The following is an 18380-nucleotide window of genomic DNA, read 5'->3' as shown; positions in this document are numbered from 1 at the left end:
AGCATCACAATGTAGTTTTAATCAAATCTCCTTAAGTCCGGAGTTAAACTATCTATATGAAAAATCTAAAAAGAATAAGCTTGCTGTTTGTTGTGTTGGTTCTAGTGATTTCCTGTGCTTCTATGAAAAATAATAATAATAGTACGATTACTGGTAAAGTAGATGCAATCGAGTCGGGAAAGGATGGTTATACGGCAAAAATCTCAACAGCTGCTAAAGAAGTGTATTTTGCAACAATTAGCATTGTAAATGTGGGTGGCCCACAAAATTACAAAACCTTAAAAATAGGTGATGTTGTCTCGGTAAAAGGAGAAATCTGGAAAACCGAAGATGAAAGCCACATTAAGGTAACGCAGATTATTTCGGTGGAATAAGAAAGTATAAAAGTTTCAAACCATTAAGAGGATTTCTTAATGGTTTTATTTTGTTTAGTAGATAGGTTTGTTTTATCGAATGCTGTCGTGTGCATGAGTCTGCACGCCGTTGTTCCATAAAGTCAGAATATCTGTAGCTACAGCGGCGCCGCTTCCGGCTGCAATCGCTAACTGGCTTCTCCAGCCTGCTAAAGTTCCAATAACATAAATACCGTCGGCTACTTTGTGGTCGTCGTTTTTAAGCTGGATGCGTTGTTTTTCGGGAAGTGCTTTTTTGTGAGGTTCAATATACTGTATTAAGCCCTCTATGTCAAAAGTATTCGCAGAGCCAATTCCTATGACGATATTTTTTGTTTTATAAGAGTTTTTGTTCGTAGTTACTGTAAAATCGGGGTAAGTACCTTCGACTTTAACTACTTTTTCATTTTCGATCTGAATGATGTGCGGATAACTACTGGATAAATCCTTGGTGCTTTCCAGAAGTAAATCAGATCCTAGTTTGCCAGGTGTAATACCATAAGCATTGTAAAAAATGGCTTCTTGAAGTGAAGAGTTTTTTTGGTGAGTAAAAATTCCGATTTTTTTATCGGTTACAAAAGCTTTGTTTTTAGCTGATCCCAAGACGAGGGCGCAAGACATGCCTGAAACACCTCCGCCAATAATTAAAACGTCAAACATATTGTTATCGTCCGTTTGTTTTTTCTTCAATTCTTTTTGAGATTCTAAAAATCAAAAGAATTAAAACGGCACAAAATGAAGCTGCGATTCCAATAAAAGCTACTACACTGTCTCCTTGAAAAGGATTTTTGAAGTCTAGCAACGTAATATTAAAAACGATTAAAGCTAATGCCAGAAGCACTAAGATGGAAGTAAAGATTTTCATAATGGTTGTTTGTTTGTCTAAAATAATAAAGTAGAACCTTGAGATGTGAAAAATATCTTAAAGTTGTATTTTAGAAATTTTATGGGGTAAATTTATAAAAATAAATGTTAGACAAACAAACCTTTAACATTCGCAGCAAATAATTTAACAGCAATTGCTAAAAGTATGACTCCAAATGTCTTGCGAACTACACCGAGTCCGTTTTCTCCTAATAAATTTTCTATTTTTTTAGAAGATTTTAAAACAAGGTATACCAGAAAAATATTCAGTAGAATTGCAATGACGATGTTAATCGTGTGAAATTGAGATCGAAGCGATAACAAAGTAGTCATCGTACCGGCACCCGCAATCAAAGGGAAAGCCAAAGGAACAATAGAAGCCGATCCCGGTTCTTCGTCACGATAAATCCGAATGCCTAAAATCATTTCCAGCGCTAAAAAGAATAATACAAATGAGCCTGCAACAGCAAAGGAGTGTACATCAATTCCGATAAGCTGCAGGAAGCCCTCTCCGATAAAAAGAAAAGTAATCATAATCAAACCGGCAACGATTGAAGCTTTCTCAGATTCGATATGTCCTACTTTTGTTCTTAAATTGATAATAATCGGAATTGATCCTACAATATCGATTACGGCAAAAAGTACCATTCCAACAGTGATAATTTCCTTAAAATCAATTTCTAACATAATTTTTTTTATTTAGAGTTTAGAGATGTGCAAAAGTAGATAATAAAGTTAATGCTTTTTTATGATATATAAAACGGAGAGTATTTTTGTTATAAAAACACGTATATCTGCTTAAAAAAATGATTTTTGTAACAATAAGTCGGTTGTTTTGCATATTTGCAAGGCGTTTGGGCTAAAGTATTGCAACGGTTTTTTACAAAAGATTCATAAATGCCGCTTGTGCAGAATCTTGTCGGATAAGTGCGTAGAAAGAATAAAAGGAATATCTGCTTTCTTTGCGTATCTTTGCACTTTATAAATTACAGTATTTAAGTATCATGTTTCAATTAGGAAAAACCATTATTTCAGAAGATATTCTTGAAAAAGAATTTGTGTGCAACTTGTCAGCTTGTAAAGGAGCCTGTTGTGTTGATGGAGATGCCGGTGCGCCTTTGAGTGAAGCGGAAACTAAAATTCTGGAAGAAATTTATCCTAAAGTTAAACCTTTCCTGCGAAAAGAAGGAATTGCCGCGATCGAAGCTCAGGGAACCTGGGTAAAGGGGACGGATGGTGATCTTGAAACGACTTTGATTGATAATAAAGACTGTGCCTACGTTATTTTTGATGGCAAGACTGCGCTTTGCGGAATTGAGCAGGCATATAATCAGGGAATCGTAGATTGGAAAAAACCGGTTTCCTGTCATTTATATCCAATACGAGTGAAAGACTTTACAGAGTTCGCTGCAGTGAATTACGATAAGTGGGATATTTGCGACGATGCCTGTTCGTTAGGTAAAGAGTTGGAGGTTCCGGTGTATAAATTTGTCAAAGAGGCGCTAATTCGCCGCTTTGGGCAAGACTGGTATTTGGAGCTTGAAAAAGTCGCAGAAGAACTTAAAAAATCTTAAAAAATCTTAAAAAATCGGTAGCTATTACCGTTGCTGGGAAGTACTCAAGATTTGATTAAAAAAAGAGAGAAGAAGCCGGGAAAAAACTTTTAAAAACATTTAAAAATTTCTTGCTTTTTATTTTAAAAAGTCTATATTCTACAGCAAAATGAGCAGTAAATGTAAGGATTAATTTACTCATTTACAGTATTTTAATTGTTGTATGAAAAATATCTCAATTTTCTGCTGTTGTTAAAAACTACGCCCGATTGTGAATAAGTTTGGCTTTTATTTTTGGCAACAAATGACAATCTTTGTAGTCTACTGAATTAGCAAAAATTTAGTATAAAAATTAAAGCAAAATTTCATGTCACAAGTCGAGCCAATATTACAAGAAAATAAAAATCGTTTCGTTATTTTTCCTATTAAACATCATGATATTTGGGAATGGTACAAAAAGATGGAGGCTAGTTTCTGGACTGCAGAAGAAATCGATTTGCACCAGGATTTGACGGACTGGAATAATAAGTTAAGTGACGACGAAAGATATTTTATCAAACACATTTTAGCATTCTTTGCAGCTTCTGATGGAATTGTAAATGAAAACCTTGCTGAGAACTTTGTAAATGAAGTTCAATATGCTGAAGCTAAATTTTTCTATGGTTTCCAGATCATGATGGAAAATATACATAGTGAAACGTATTCTTTGTTAATTGATACTTATGTAAAAGATGAAGCAGAGAAAGCAGAATTGTTTAATGCTTTGGAAGTTTTTCCTGCAATTGGTAAAAAAGCGGAATGGGCTTTAAAATGGATCGAATCTGATTCATTTGCTGAAAGACTAATTGCTTTTGCAGCAGTGGAAGGGATCTTTTTCTCAGGTGCTTTCTGTTCTATTTATTGGTTAAAAAAACGTGGTTTAATGCCAGGTTTGACTTTTTCGAACGAGTTGATTTCACGTGATGAAGGTGTACACTGTGACTTCGCAGTACACCTGCACAATCATCACCTGGTTAATAAAGTGCCAAAAGACAGAATTAAAGAAATCATTGTTGATGCTTTAAATATCGAAAGAGAGTTTGTAACAGAATCTCTTCCGGTAAGTTTAATAGGAATGAATGCTACTTTAATGACGCAATATTTAGAGTTTGTTGCAGATCGATTATTAGTAGAATTAGGTTGTGAGCGTGTGTATGGATCAGCGAATCCGTTTGATTTCATGGACATGATCTCTCTTCAGGGAAAAACCAATTTCTTTGAAAAACGTGTTGCGGAGTATCAAAAGTCAGGTGTAATGAACACAGACAGTGATGCACAAAAAATTTCATTTGATGCAGATTTTTAGACAACAAGAATAGTTTTAGTGGACACTAAAAAACACTAAAAAAATAAATCATTTTTAAGATTGAATCTTCATCCCAAATCGTTGATTCAAGAACAATTTTTAATGCCTTTCAATCTGTTTTTCGGATTGGAAACAGACAACTATTGAGAATCCTACAATTCTCAAAAAATAATTAGGAAACACACAATGTTTAAGCTTTGGAAATCGTTATTCCAGAGTCTTTCATTTTTTCAATAACTTAAATAGTAAGCTTATGTATGTAGTAAAAAGAGATGGCCATAAAGAGCCGGTAATGTTTGATAAGATTACAGAAAGAATCAAAAAATTGTGTTACGGTTTAAATGAACTTGTAGATCCTGTTAAGGTAGCCATGAGAGTTATCGAGGGATTGTATGACGGGGTTTCGACTTCTGAATTAGATAATCTTGCAGCAGAAACGGCGGCTTCTATGACTATTGCGCATCCTGATTATGCACAACTGGCAGCGCGTGTGGCAATTTCAAATCTACATTCAAATACCAAGAAATCGTTCTCAGAAACGATGAAAGATATGTACAATTACGTAAATCCAAGAAATGGACAGGATGCTCCGTTACTTTCGGATGAAGTATTTAAAGTAATTCAGGAAAACTCAGCTTTCTTAGATTCTCATATCATTTATACAAGAGATTTTAATTACGACTATTTTGGTTTTAAAACTTTAGAGCGTTCTTACTTGCTGAAAATTAATGGTAAAATCGTTGAAAGACCACAACATATGTTGATGCGTGTTTCGGTTGGTATTCACCTTGATGATTTAAAATCGGTAATTGAGACGTACGACTTAATGTCTAAAAAGTTCTTCACGCATGCAACACCAACGTTGTTCAATGCAGGAACTCCAAAACCTCAGATGTCTTCTTGTTTCCTTTTGGCTATGCAGGATGATAGTATTGATGGTATTTATGATACTTTAAAACAAACTGCTAAAATCTCGCAATCAGCGGGAGGAATTGGTCTTTCAATTCATAACGTTCGTGCGACAGGATCGTACATTCGCGGTACAAACGGAACTTCAAACGGAATTGTTCCGATGTTGAGAGTATTCAATGATACTGCTCGTTATGTAGATCAGGGTGGTGGAAAACGTAAAGGAAGTTTTGCGATTTACATCGAAACCTGGCATGCTGATATTTTCGAATTCTTGGATTTAAAGAAAAATACAGGAAAAGAAGAAATGCGTGCAAGAGATTTATTCTTCGCAATGTGGACTTCCGATTTATTCATGAAACGTGTACAGGAAGATACTACCTGGACTTTAATGTGTCCTAACGAGTGTCCTGGTCTGTATGATGTTTATGGAGAAGAGTTTGAAGCACTATATCTGGATTATGAATTTAGAGGAAAAGGTAGAAAAACGATTCGTGCACGTGAGTTATGGGAGAAAATTCTGGAATCACAAATCGAAACAGGAACACCTTATATGCTGTATAAAGATGCGGCAAACCGTAAATCAAATCACAAGAACTTAGGAACTATTCGTTCGTCTAACTTGTGTACTGAAATTATGGAGTATACTTCTAAAGATGAAATTGCAGTTTGTAACCTGGCTTCTATTTCGTTGCCAATGTTTATTGATAACGGTAAATTCGATCACGAAGCACTTTACAATGTTACCAAACGTGTAACTCGTAACCTAAACAAAGTAATCGACAGAAATTACTATCCTGTTAAAGAAGCCGAAAACTCTAACCTTCGTCACCGTCCGGTAGGATTAGGGGTGCAAGGTTTAGCAGATGCTTTTATCATGTTGCGTATGCCTTTTACAAGTGATGAGGCAAAAGCATTAAATCAGGAAATTTTCGAAACATTATACTTCGCAGCCGTAACCGCTTCTATGGAAATGGCGAAAGAAGAAGGACCGTATTCAACTTTTGCAGGTTCTCCAATGTCTCAAGGGGAATTTCAATACAATATGTGGGGATTGAAAGATGAAGAATTATCAGGTCGTTGGGACTGGGCGTCTTTAAGAAAAGAAGTAATGGAGCATGGGGTTCGTAACTCATTGTTAGTAGCGCCAATGCCAACTGCTTCGACTTCACAGATTCTTGGAAACAACGAAGCTTTCGAACCTTATACATCAAACATTTACACACGTCGTGTATTGTCTGGAGAATTCATCGTAGTAAACAAGCACTTACTGGAAGATTTAGTAAAACTTGGTTTATGGAACGAAGATTTGAAACAGGAAATTATGCGTCATAACGGATCAGTTCAAAATATTGATATTATTCCGCAAGAGCTGAAAGATCTTTATAAAACAGTTTGGGAAATGTCGATGAAAGACATTATCGATATGTCACGTCAAAGAGGTTACTTCATTGACCAATCACAGTCTTTGAACTTGTTCATGCAAGATGCTAACTATTCTAAATTAACATCAATGCACTTCTACGCTTGGCAATCAGGTTTAAAAACAGGAATGTATTACCTAAGAACAAAATCGGCAGTTGATGCCATTAAGTTCACGCTAAACAATGATAAAAAAGAAGAAACAGCTCCAACATTAGTTGCAGAAACGGAAGCAATCAGCGTTGAGGATTATAAAGCAATGCTTTTAAAAGCACAAGCAGCAGACCCTGAAGATTGCGAAATGTGTGGATCTTAATGATTTTCAGAAGAAAGAAAATAGAGTAGAGATTTTTTTATTCTTAAAGTTTATAGAAAGCAGTTATCATTTCGATAGCTGCTTTTTTTTTGTTATCAATACCAGCAACAAGCAGTCTTCAATCTTTTATTGTAGCCCAAGGTTCAACCTGTGGAATACAATGCCATGTAATTTGATTCTGATCCAATCTGTAACCCGAGGTTGAAACCTCTGGCTATGTCATGATATCGTTTGGAATAAAAATTAAGGTTTTACAAGTGGATATTTACTATAGTTTTTTATTTGGATAATTCTGTCTGTTTCGTGTCAAAACGAGTAAAGCAATATCCCAAAAAAAAAACCCGTTTAATTGTTACCAAAGATTTTAAAACTTAGCACCTTAGTATCTAAGTACCTCAGAACCTTTCATTAAACCTTTAAGAGAAAGTCAAGTCTTATTGTAATAATTTCTGAATTATGAAAAAAAGTAATCTTTGGTCGTTACGATTGGGTTTTTCCGGCAAAGAATCCGATGCAATTGAAAAACTAGGATTAGAAAAATTTCTAAAGCATTCCTATGAATCCAAATTTGACACACAGCTCCCCGCTTTTTTAGAGGATGATCCTAAGACATTATTAGAACTCAAAGAGCTTCGGGAGTCAATTAAAGCTGCAGATTCAGAGGAAAAAAAGAAAGTCCTCAAAAAAGAAATCTACTCCGCAGTAGAACTAAAAAAGTGGTGGATTGGCAAAATGCGTAATGATGAATTTCCGCTACGTGAAAATATGGTTTGCTTCTGGCACAATCACTTTGTATCCACCACGCAGAAGGTAAAAGTCAATTACTGGATTTACCAGCACAATATGATTTTGCGGGAACATGCTTTTGGGAACTTTAAAGAACTCACCAAGCAAATCTTGAAATCGAATGCAATGGTGAAGTACCTTGATAATGTCGACAACAAAAAAGGGAAATACAACGAAAACCTCAGTCGCGAATTATTGGAACTGTTCACCATCGGAATTGGAAACTACACCGAAAGCGATATTAAAAATGGAGCAAGAGCTTTGGCAGGGCTAAATTATGGAGACAACAGAGCTGCTTACAGGAAGTTTGCTGAAGATGACACTGATAAAACCTATTTTGGTAAAACCGGAAATTGGAAAGCAGATGATCTGGTCGATATTATTTTTGAACAGAAAAACATTCCGTATCTGATTACCCGAAAAATCCTCGAATGGTTTGTGTATGACAATCCACCCGAAGATCTGGTGACTTATTATGGGGATTATTTTAGAAAAGTGAAATTTGAAATTCAGCCTTTATTGACCAAGATCTTTACCGAAGAGTATAAGAAAGAAAATTCAGGAACAAAAATCAAAGATCCTTTAGTTTATATTTTGCAGTTACTGGATGAGTTGCATATCGATGATCTTGACGATGGGATGATTCTGTTCTTTCTGAAGCAGCAAGGAATGGATTTATACAACCAAGTTAATGTAAAAGGTTGGGATGGGGGCAATTCCTGGCTGACCTCTCAAATTTACCTGCAGCGCAACAATACCGCCGATTTGCTTTGCAGCGGGAGAAGTATTACCCGTAAAGTTCTGAATACGATGGCTTCCGAAGCTGAAAAACCAAAATCAGAATTTGAAAAAGTTGAAGTAAAAATTGACTTTGATACCAACGGAAATAACAAAACGATCATCACTGATCTGTCAAACAGATTATTGTTTAAAGTAAATGATTCGGTGCAAAAAGACATGGAGAACTTACTCAAATACGATTTTGATCCAAAAGAGGCACATGCCAATTTTGCTGTAATCCGACTCTTTAATTATATAACCAAACTGCCCGAATATCAATTAATTTAGAAAGCTGTAATTATGAACAGAAGAAATTTTCTAACGCTTACAGGAACTCTTACTGGCGGAATGCTGGTGCTTCCTGATTTTTTACATGCATTTGGTTCGCAGGGTAATTTGATAATCGGCGAGCAATGTGTTGTGTTTGTTCAGTTAAATGGAGGAAATGACGGTTTGAATACTTTCATTCCGTATGATAATCCATTGTATTATGATTTACGTACTAAAATAGCTTTGAATAAGGATACTGTCATTGGGAAAAATAAAGGAATGGCTTTTCATCCGGCTTTAAAGGATTTTGCTCAAATGCAGCAAAATGGTGATCTGACCGTAATTCAGAATGTTGGATATCCCGAACCCATTCGATCACATTTTAGAAGTCAGGAAATTTGGCAAACGGCCACAGATTCTAATAAATACATTAATGAAGGCTGGTTGGGACGTTATTTAGACTTGCAGTGCAATGGGCATCAGGCCACCGCAGGAATAAATCTGGATTCGATCGATAATCTGGCGTTGAAAGGTAATGAACCCAATTTTATCACGGTAAAAGATCCAAATCGATTTAAAGTGAAATCTGATAAAGAAGAAAATGTAACCTTGTCCGATAATCCGCAATTGGATTTTGTTCGAAAAATAGCCAATTCGGTTACAGAAGGATCTGATGAAATTCAGAAAGCATTGGCGAAATCCAAGTCGGAAATTAGTTATCCTAAGACAGAATTGTCTAAGAACCTGGAATGGATTGGTCGACTGATCAAAGGAAACTTAAATTCAAAAGTGTATTATACTTCGTTAGGCGGATTTGATACGCATGACAATCAACTTGCTATACACGAAAAGAAATTAGCGGATTTGAACGACGCTTTGTACAGTTTTTACCAGGATTTGAAACAGTCAAAGTTGCTAGAGAATGTAACAGTTGTGGTGTTTTCTGAATTTGGAAGACGTGTAAAAGATAATGGAAACGGTACAGATCATGGAACTGCCGCGCCAATGTTTATAATTGGCGGAAGTAATAAAGGAACAATTTTAGGCAACAATCCTGATTTATCTAATTTGGATAATGGGGATTTAAAATATGAAATTGATTTCAGAAGTGTTTATGCTTCATTACTACAGCAAAAAATGAACTTCGATTATACTAAAATTGGGATTGTGAACAAACCGGTTTCTGGGCTGTTTTAGTTTTTTAGAAGCTATTCCCGCTTTTCGTTACAATCTTTTGTGTCCGCCGCGGCGGACACAAAAGGATTTCCACTTCAATCGGGGCTAGGCTAATTATTTACATAACAATATTTTCGTCTAGTTTGTTGTTCCTCGGAATGACAAGGAGTAAGGAATACATTGATTTAATTCGAGAAATTGGATTGTAAAATGACAATGACTTGCGTTAATTCGTTAATTCGTGGCGAAAAAAAAATAGAATCTTAGCCACTCACAATCTCAGAACTTTCAAATCCCCATTGTAAATATCTCATTTTAAGGAGATATTTTTGTATTATCATACAAAACATCATAAATTTGTTAAGAAATCCTTTTTTGTTTCATAAAATGTATTATTTTTTTTGGTACAGTAAAAATAATTTATACATTCGCAAAGAATTTATTGAAAAACACAAACAAAATGACTAATAACCGTTTTTATTTTAGCAACTCTTTTTATTTCTTCTTTAGTAGAAGTGAGGATTGTGCTATGGTTATTTGAGAAAATTAAAATACAAATAAAACTAATATACAATCCTGATGCAAATCAGGATTTTTTTTTGAATATATGACAACGAAAATTGCAATACAAGGTATTAAAGGATCTTTTCATCATCAGGTAGTGAAGGAGTATTTCTCTGAAAATGTGGATATTGATGAATGTTTGTCTTTTGAAGAATTAATCGATAGTCTGCTTTCCGGAAAATCGGACCAGGCTGTAATGGCGATTGAAAACTCGATTGCAGGACCAATTATTCCGAATTATGCTTTGATTGATAAGAATAATATACACATTATTGGAGAGCATTATTTGAACATTCATCAAAACTTAATGGCTTTAAAAGGGCAGAAAATTGAAGATATAAAAGAGGTTCATTCACATCCGATGGCCTTATTGCAATGTATGGATTTCCTGAAACAATATCCAAACATTAAGTTGGTTGAGGACAAAGATACGGCCGAGACTGCGAGAAGAATTCAGGAAAAACAATTGACAGGAATTGCGGCAATCGCCAGTAAAACGGCTTCTGAAATGTACAGTTTAGAAATTATCGCTCCTGAGATCCAAACGATCAAGAATAATATGACCCGCTTTGTGATTATTAAAAAACAGAATTCATTTCTGCCGGAAAACGAAATCAACAGAGCATCAATCAAATTTGAACTGGATCACAAAAGAGGAAGTCTGGCAGCAGTTTTAAATGTGATGAGCGACTGCAAACTGAATTTGACAAAAATTCAATCGTTGCCAAAAATTGAAACACCCTGGAAATATTCGTTTTTCGTAGACGTAACATTCGAGAAATACGAAGATTTTGCAAAAGCCAAATCGTTATTAAACATTATGGCAGAATATTTTAAAGTATTAGGAGAATATAAAAATACCAAGCCTTTAAGTCAGTCTTAAAGTTGGAAAGTCTTAAAGTCCAAAAAGTAGAAAGCAAAGTAAAAAGTTTATAAGAACCTAAAGTCTAAAGCAATAAAAAAAATGATAACAACAGCAAAACGATTAGATACAGTTGAAGAATACTACTTCTCCTCAAAATTAAGAGAAGTTCGTCAGCTGCAATCTGAAGGAAAACCTATTATCAATATGGGAATCGGAAGCCCTGATTTGAGTCCGTCAAAAGCAGTAATTGAAGCGGTAGCCGCAGCAATTCAGGATGAAAATGGACATGGCTATCAGAGTTATCAGGGATTGCCGGAATTGAGAAAAGGAATGGCTGATTTTTATCAGAACCAGTTTGGTGTTGCGTTGAATCCGAATAATGAAATTTTACCTTTGATGGGTTCGAAAGAAGGAATAATGCATATCTCGTTGGCGTTTTTAAATGAAGGCGATCATGTTTTAATTCCGAATCCGGGTTACCCAACTTATACTTCGGTAACCAATTTGGTTGGGGCAGTTCCGGTTTATTATGATTTGACAGAAGCAAATGCGTGGGAGCCGGATTTTGAAGCTTTAGAAAAATTAGAGCTGGAGAAAGTAAAAATTATGTGGTTGGGCTACCCGCACATGCCAACAGGAGCAAGGGGAAGTCTGGCATTATTTGAAAAATTGGTTGCTTTTGCTAAAAAACATAAGATATTATTAGTTAACGATAATCCGTATAGTTTTGTTTTGAATGATAATCCAATGAGTTTATTGCAGGTTGAAGGTGCAAAGGATGTAGCTTTAGAATTGAATTCATTAAGTAAAACGTTCAACATGGCAGGCTGGAGAGTGGGGATGGTTTTAGGAAATCCTGAAATTATTGATGCAATTCTAAAAGTAAAAAGTAACATGGACAGCGGTATGTTCTACGGAATTCAAAAAGGTGCAATCGCGGCTCTAAATTGTGATAAATCATGGTTCGAAGATCAAAACAAAATTTATAGAGGTCGTAGAGAACTAACGGAAAAGTTAGCGGAAAAATTAGGCTGCAAAGTATATAAAGAAGGAGTTGGACTTTTTGTTTGGGCAAAACTTCCGGAAGGAATTGAATCATCAGAAAAGTTCATTGACGAGATATTATATGAGAAACATATTTTCATCACGCCGGGAACCATTTTTGGAAGCAACGGTGAAGGTTATATCAGATTTTCATTGTGTGTGAAAGAAGAAAAAATACAGGAAGCGATAGAGCGATTTTAGATTTTTCTCAACAGTTTGTCATTTCGACGAAGGAGAAATCTCCACGAGAAGCTCTACAAAGATTGGATTTTCGTCGCGGAGTTACTTGCGAAGATTTACTTCGTCTGTTCGCTATCGCTCGAGTCTCCTTCGTCGAAATGATAAAAAAGACGGAAAACGATAAAGGTCTTAAAAAACGAGAAGCCCTAGCCCTGATAGAAGCGGCATCCTTTTATGGTCTCTTTTTTTTTCTAACGAGACCATAAAAAGATACAGCGGATAGCAGGAAATAGCTTCTAATAAAAAGAAATATGAAAGTATACGTAATAGGAATAGGATTAATAGGCGGTTCGATGGTGCTGGACATCAAGGATCAACATCCTGATTCGACCATTTTTGGAATTGACAGTAACGAAAAACACTTACAGGAAGCCATTGATTTAGGAGTTATCGACGAAGCAGGAAGTTTTGAAGATCTGTCGGGAGCTGATTTTGTAATTGTTTCGGTTCCTGTAGATGTGGCACTTGTAGTTTTGCCAAAAGTATTGGATTTAGTTGGCGACAAAACAATCGTTTTTGAAGTGGGGTCGACGAAAAAACCAATCTGTGATGTAGTAGCGAGCCACCCAAAAAGGCGGAATTTTATTGCCACGCATCCAATTGCCGGAACAGAGTTCTCAGGGCCTTCGGCGGCGATTAAAGGTTTGTTTAAGGGAAAAACAAATATTATCTGCGAAGTGGAAAAAACCACTTTTAAATTGCAGGAAAAGGCGTTAAAGCTTTTTGCCGAAATAGGAATGAGGATACGCTATATGGATCCAATTTCACATGACAAACATATTGCTTACGTTTCGCATTTGTCACACATTAGCTCATTTATGCTGGGAAAAACGGTAATGAATAAAGAAAAAGACGAACAGGATATTTTTGATATGGCGGGAAGCGGATTTGAAAGTACCGTTCGTTTAGCTAAAAGCTCGCCTGCAATGTGGACGCCAATTTTTAAGCAAAACAAAGAATATGTTCTGGAAACATTAGAAGAATACATTTCAAATCTCAGTCGGTTTAGGGATTTGCTAAAAGAAGAAGATTACAGTGCCATTTTTGATGAAATGGAAAGCACCAATAAAATTAAAGAGATACTAAACGGATTAACAATTAAAAAATAAAACTATAATAAAGATGGAAAATAAAAAAGAAATGAGAAAGTGGTTAGAAGATTTCAATTTAAATCACCCACTTGTAATCGCAGGGCCATGCAGCGCAGAAACAGAAGATCAGGTATTGAAGATTGCACACGAATTGAAAGATTCAAAAGTTAGTGTATTCAGAGCAGGAATCTGGAAACCAAGAACACGTCCGGGAGGATTTGAAGGTGTTGGAGAAATTGGTTTGAAATGGTTGCAAAAAGCAAAGAAAGAAACCGGTTTGTTGATGGGTACTGAGGTTGCAACTGCAGCACATTGTAAATTGGCTTTAGAACATGATATAGACGTTTTATGGGTTGGTGCCCGTACAACTGCAAACCCTTTTGCAGTTCAGGAAATTGCTGATACTTTGAAAGGGACTGATAAAATCGTTTTGGTTAAAAATCCTGTAAACCCTGATTTAGCTTTATGGTTAGGTGGTGTTGAGCGTTTACACATGGCCGGAATTGAGAAGTTAGGAGTGATTCACAGAGGATTTTCGACTTACGAAAAAACAAAATACAGAAATATTCCGGAATGGCAAATTGCTATCGAATTGCAAAATAAATTCCCTGATCTGCCATTAATCATCGACCCGTCTCATATTACAGGAAATCGTAACATGATTTTTGAAGTGACGCAAGAGGCTTTAGATTTGAATTACGATGGTATGATTATCGAAACGCACTACGATCCGGACAACGCATGGTCTGATGCTGCTCAACAAGTAACTCCAGATGCATTGAAACAGATCATTAAAGATTTGACAATCAGAAAAACGGATGATACTACAGATGAGTACAACCAAAAAATGAAAAAATTAAGAGCGAATATCGACGTTTTAGATGCTAACTTATTAGAGTTGCTAGGAAAACGTATGAAAGTAGCGGATGAAATTGGACAGGTGAAGAAAGATGCAAACGTTGCAATTCTTCAAAACAACCGTTGGAATGAAATCCTTGGAAAAATGATTTTGGAAGGTGAGAAAAAAGGACTTACAGAAGAGTTTGTTTTGAGAATGTTTAAGGCAATCCACCAGGAAAGTATTGGTCATCAGGAAAAAGTATTCAATGCATAGTTTTTTCTAAAAACATATAAGTGATATAAGTTAATTGGAGTTTTTTTTAACTCTATTCTATGACTGTCTTATGTCATCATTTTAAAAATAGATTGTTTTTTTACATTAAATCTCCTTTGCTTTCGGGCTTTGGAGATTTTTTTTTGAAATAAATAGTACCTTCCCAACCTTTTGATGTTTTTTGTTCTCTATAAAAGTATAAACCTAAATTTTCGTATCATGAAGTCAAAATTGTTTTTGTCTGTACCGAATATTCTTCAAATTAATTTGAATGTATTGTTTTATTTCTTGTTGTTTTTAGGAGCAAAATCTTTTGCGCAAAGTCCCGAACTAACGGTGAAAGGCGATGAAGCTGAAAAAGTGAGAATGAATAAATTAATTGTTAATGTAAAAGTGGTGGGTAATATTGCTTACACTACTGCCGAAATGCATTTTTTTAATTCAGGAACCCGTCAGATGGAAGCGGAACTTATTTTTCCGTTACCAGAGAATGTCTCCGTTTCCAGATATGCTATTGATATTAACGGAAAAATGCGTGAAGCTGTTCCGGTAAATAAAAATAAAGGCAAACAGGTTTTCGAAGCTATCGAACACCGTCGTGTTGATCCGGGACTACTGGAGAAAGTAGATGGGAATAATTTTAGAACCAGAATTTATCCGTTGATGCCAAACGGAGAACGAACTGTTATAATAGGTTACGAAGAAGAACTTTCGGCATTCGATAAAAATAATTTGGTGTATCAATTAGTAAGTCGTTATCCTAAAAAACTGGATCAGTTTGAGATGAATGTTTCGATTTTAGGAACTGAATCTGCTCCAATTGTGGCAGAAAATTCAGGTGATGAAATTGCTTTTTCAAAATGGAATCAATCTTTTCAGACTTCTATCAAAAAAGAAAATTATCAGCCTACTGAGAAATTAGTTTTTAAAATTCCAATTCAGCAGAACATTCCAAGTGTGTTGATGCAGGATGTTAGCGGTCAGCATTATTTTTACGGAAATACTTTTATAGAAGGCAATAAAAGAGCAAAGAAAAATCCAGCTTCGATTGGTTTAATTTGGGATAATTCGTTGAGTTGTAAAACGAGAGACTTAAAAAAGGAAATGGCTTTGCTTAATGCTTATTTTCAGAAAATAAAAAATACAAAAGTAATCTTATACTTTTTGAATTATACTTTCGAAAAACAAAAAGAATATACCATTACAAGCGGAAATTGGTCTGAATTAAAAACCGTATTAGAAAATGCCAAGTACGATGGAGGAACAAGATTTTCTAAAATAAATCTTTTGCCTCATGATGAGTTTTTGCTTTTTTCGGATGGATTATCATCTTTAAGCGACAATGTTTTGCCAAAAACTAAAAAGCCAATTTATACGATTACATCATCTGTTTCTGCTGATTTTTCTTTCCTGAATTATTCGGCGATGCAAACAGGCGGTAGTTTTATCAATTTAAATCAGGTTAATCCGGAAAATGCTTTAGATAAATTGGTGAATACAAATTTAAAGTTTTTAGGAATAAAAGAGAATTATACAGTGACTGATTTGTTTCCGATGCCGGGAACTTCGGCCTCCGGAAGTTTTAGTTTCTCAGGGATTTCTTTAAAACCAAAAAATGAAATTACGTTGTTGTTTGGTTATAATAACGAAGCTGTTTTAGAACGAAAAATAATTCTAGATGGCAGTATTCAAAATACAAAAGAAGTAAATATTGAGAAACTTTGGGCACAGAAAAAAATTGCCAATCTTGATTTTCAATATGACAAAAATGCAGATGAAATCGAGCTTCTGGGCAAGAAATACGGAATCATTACAAAGAATACTTCGTTGATTGTTCTGGAAGATATTCGTGATTATATTTCTTATGATATTATTCCGCCAACAGAATTGCGTGCCGAATTTGACCGAATTAAAAAACAGGAAAATGCTAATACTTTGGCGCAGCAAAAAAATAATTGGGAAAGTATTGAAAGCTATTTTGAAGGTTTAAATAATTGGTGGAAAAAAGATGTAAAATATTCTGTTCCAAAACCGTTACCGAAGCCAAAAGTTAAAAAACCTAGCCGATCAGATAATAATGCAGTAAGCGAAAGTTCAAGCAGAAGTTCAAGTGCAGTTTCAACCAGAAGCACAAATGTTGCGGCAGGTAAAGTTGAAGGTATTGTTGTAGATCAGGAAGGAATACCTTTACCAGGTGTGACTGTAACAATAGGAGGAGAAAGAGAAGGAGTTGTTGCTGATTTTGATGGTAAATTTGTAATTAGAGCAGCCGAGAATAGTACTCTTAACTTTAGTTATATTGGATTTGAGCCTTATCAATTAAATGTGGGTAGAAACAATCAAATTAGAGTTCAGTTAAAAGAATATTCGCAATCACTAAATGAGGTTGTTGTTACAGGATATGCGACAACACAAAAAAGATCTGTTTCTTATTCTTCACAATCAGTAGCGGCTGAAAGTATTTCTAAAAATAATGATATTCAGGAGGCTCTTGCTGGTAAAGTGGTTGGAGTTCAAATCTCCCCATCAATAAGTAGTGATAAGGTTGTAGGTAGCGAAAGTGAGGTTAATTTCAATTCTAAAAAAGATTCAGATAGCGAGGACGACGATGAGGATGGAGGATTAAACAGAATCGAAAGTGAACCTAAAACCTGGAATCCGGATCGTTTGTATTTAAAAGCTTTGGCATCGGCACCAAAAGAAAAACAATACGAATTGTATTTTGAACTTAGAAACGGGCAGGAAAGAAACCCAAGTTTTTATTTTGATGTAGCACATTTTTTCTACAATCAGGGTGATGTTAGAAAAGCATTACAAATCATTAGTACTATTGCCGATTTAGGTTTAGAAAACCATCAGCTTTATAAAACACTTACCTATACTTTACGCCAATGGCAGGATTATGAAGATGCATTATTTACTGCAAGACAAATTGCAAAATGGAGAGTGCACGAACCACAAAGTTTAAGAGATTATGCTTTGGCTCTTGAAGATGCAGGAATGTATCAGGAAGCTTTTGATCAATTGATTAAAGCTTTGGAGGTAAATTATTACGGAGAAATGAGCGGACAATATGAAGGTGTAGAAGATATTATTTTAATGGATATTAACCGTTTGACAATTGAACACAAAGGTTTGAAAACGGGCAAACTCGATAAAAAATATTTGGCAAAAATGCCGGTTGATATCAGAATAATTATGAACTGGAATTTAATGGATGTCGATCTTGATTTGCATATTATTGAGCCAAATGGCGAAGAATGTTATTATGCACATAAAGAAACACAAGCCGGCGCGAGATTCTCTAAAGATTTCACGCAAGGTTACGGACCTGAACAATATTTAATTCGAAATGCTCTTAAAGGAAAATATCAAATAAAAACCAATTATTTTGGCGAAAGAGAATTAACTGAAAGTGGTCCTGCAACCGTTATGGTAGAAATATATACTACAAGAGCTGGGAAAACTATAAAAACTTTAAAAACGATTCAGTTAGGAAAAATCAAAGAAAATGAAATTTTAGCCGAAATTATCTGGTAAATCTTTCAAATTAAGAGTAAGTCTTTAATTTTAAAAGGCGAAGTTGCGTTGTTCAATTCTAAAAACGTAATTTTGCCTTTTATTTTTTAGTTCAAAGAATAATCTAAAA

Annotated in this window: 14 protein-coding genes; 11 read left to right on the top strand and 3 right to left on the bottom strand. The window is 35.2% G+C overall.

The features are described 5' to 3' along the window. The first annotated feature begins 56 nt into the window (after positions 1–56). Positions 57–374 (top strand): hypothetical protein, encoded by a 318-nt coding sequence (locus tag AC3IS6_RS02985; protein WP_489163423.1) that lies wholly within the window; start codon positions 57–59, stop codon positions 372–374. A gap of 72 nt (positions 375–446) precedes the next feature. On the opposite strand, the gene AC3IS6_RS02980 is transcribed toward AC3IS6_RS02985, so the two are convergent. The 3 genes from AC3IS6_RS02980 to AC3IS6_RS02970 form a co-directional block, all read right to left on the bottom strand. After that, on the bottom strand, positions 447–1052 hold the full coding sequence (locus tag AC3IS6_RS02980; RefSeq protein WP_489164907.1) for an FAD-dependent oxidoreductase: 606 nt from the start codon (positions 1050–1052) through the stop codon (positions 447–449). A gap of 4 nt (positions 1053–1056) precedes the next feature. After that, positions 1057–1257: a hypothetical protein gene (locus AC3IS6_RS02975; protein ID WP_017496183.1), complete on the bottom strand. Its 201-nt coding sequence runs from the start codon at positions 1255–1257 to the stop codon at positions 1057–1059. A gap of 107 nt (positions 1258–1364) precedes the next feature. After that, positions 1365–1943, bottom strand: coding sequence for a MarC family protein (locus AC3IS6_RS02970; RefSeq protein ID WP_489163421.1), 579 nt, complete (start codon positions 1941–1943; stop codon positions 1365–1367). A gap of 317 nt (positions 1944–2260) precedes the next feature. Between AC3IS6_RS02970 and AC3IS6_RS02965 the strand changes: the two genes are divergently transcribed. From AC3IS6_RS02965 to AC3IS6_RS02920, 10 genes are all read left to right on the top strand, one after another. Next, a complete protein-coding gene (locus tag AC3IS6_RS02965; RefSeq protein ID WP_017496181.1) occupies positions 2261–2830 on the top strand; it encodes a DUF3109 family protein in 570 nt (189 codons plus the stop codon). 346 nt (positions 2831–3176) lie between these two features. Continuing rightward, positions 3177–4154, top strand: coding sequence for a ribonucleotide-diphosphate reductase subunit beta (locus AC3IS6_RS02960; RefSeq protein ID WP_089054274.1), 978 nt, complete (start codon positions 3177–3179; stop codon positions 4152–4154). Positions 4155–4407: 253 nt separating this feature from the next. After that, on the top strand, positions 4408–6801 hold the full coding sequence (locus AC3IS6_RS02955) for a ribonucleoside-diphosphate reductase subunit alpha (protein WP_173965947.1): 2394 nt from the start codon (positions 4408–4410) through the stop codon (positions 6799–6801). A gap of 456 nt (positions 6802–7257) precedes the next feature. Beyond that, positions 7258–8655 carry a DUF1800 domain-containing protein gene (locus AC3IS6_RS02950; RefSeq protein ID WP_489163419.1) on the top strand — a complete coding sequence of 466 codons (1398 nt, stop codon included), beginning with the start codon at positions 7258–7260 and terminating at the stop codon, positions 8653–8655. 12 nt (positions 8656–8667) lie between these two features. Then, positions 8668–9834, top strand: coding sequence for a DUF1501 domain-containing protein (locus AC3IS6_RS02945; RefSeq protein ID WP_489163418.1), 1167 nt, complete (start codon positions 8668–8670; stop codon positions 9832–9834). A gap of 586 nt (positions 9835–10420) precedes the next feature. Then, entirely contained in the window at positions 10421–11260 is an 840-nt protein-coding gene (locus tag AC3IS6_RS02940; RefSeq protein WP_489163417.1) for a prephenate dehydratase, read from the top strand. An 81-nt stretch (positions 11261–11341) separates the two neighbouring features. Further along, a complete protein-coding gene (locus AC3IS6_RS02935; RefSeq protein WP_489163415.1) occupies positions 11342–12487 on the top strand; it encodes a pyridoxal phosphate-dependent aminotransferase in 1146 nt (381 codons plus the stop codon). 290 nt (positions 12488–12777) lie between these two features. Next, complete coding sequence (locus AC3IS6_RS02930; protein WP_489163414.1) at positions 12778–13635, top strand: prephenate dehydrogenase; 858 nt, start codon at positions 12778–12780, stop codon at positions 13633–13635. A 13-nt stretch (positions 13636–13648) separates the two neighbouring features. Then, entirely contained in the window at positions 13649–14731 is a 1083-nt protein-coding gene (locus AC3IS6_RS02925; protein WP_173965941.1) for a bifunctional 3-deoxy-7-phosphoheptulonate synthase/chorismate mutase type II, read from the top strand. A 219-nt stretch (positions 14732–14950) separates the two neighbouring features. Beyond that, positions 14951–18271: a DUF2135 domain-containing protein gene (locus AC3IS6_RS02920; protein WP_489163412.1), complete on the top strand. Its 3321-nt coding sequence runs from the start codon at positions 14951–14953 to the stop codon at positions 18269–18271. The last annotated feature ends 109 nt before the right edge of the window (positions 18272–18380 follow it).

It is taken from the genome of Flavobacterium sp. KH_035, assembly GCF_057839565.1.
This window is presented reverse-complemented; position numbering and strand designations above follow the sequence as displayed.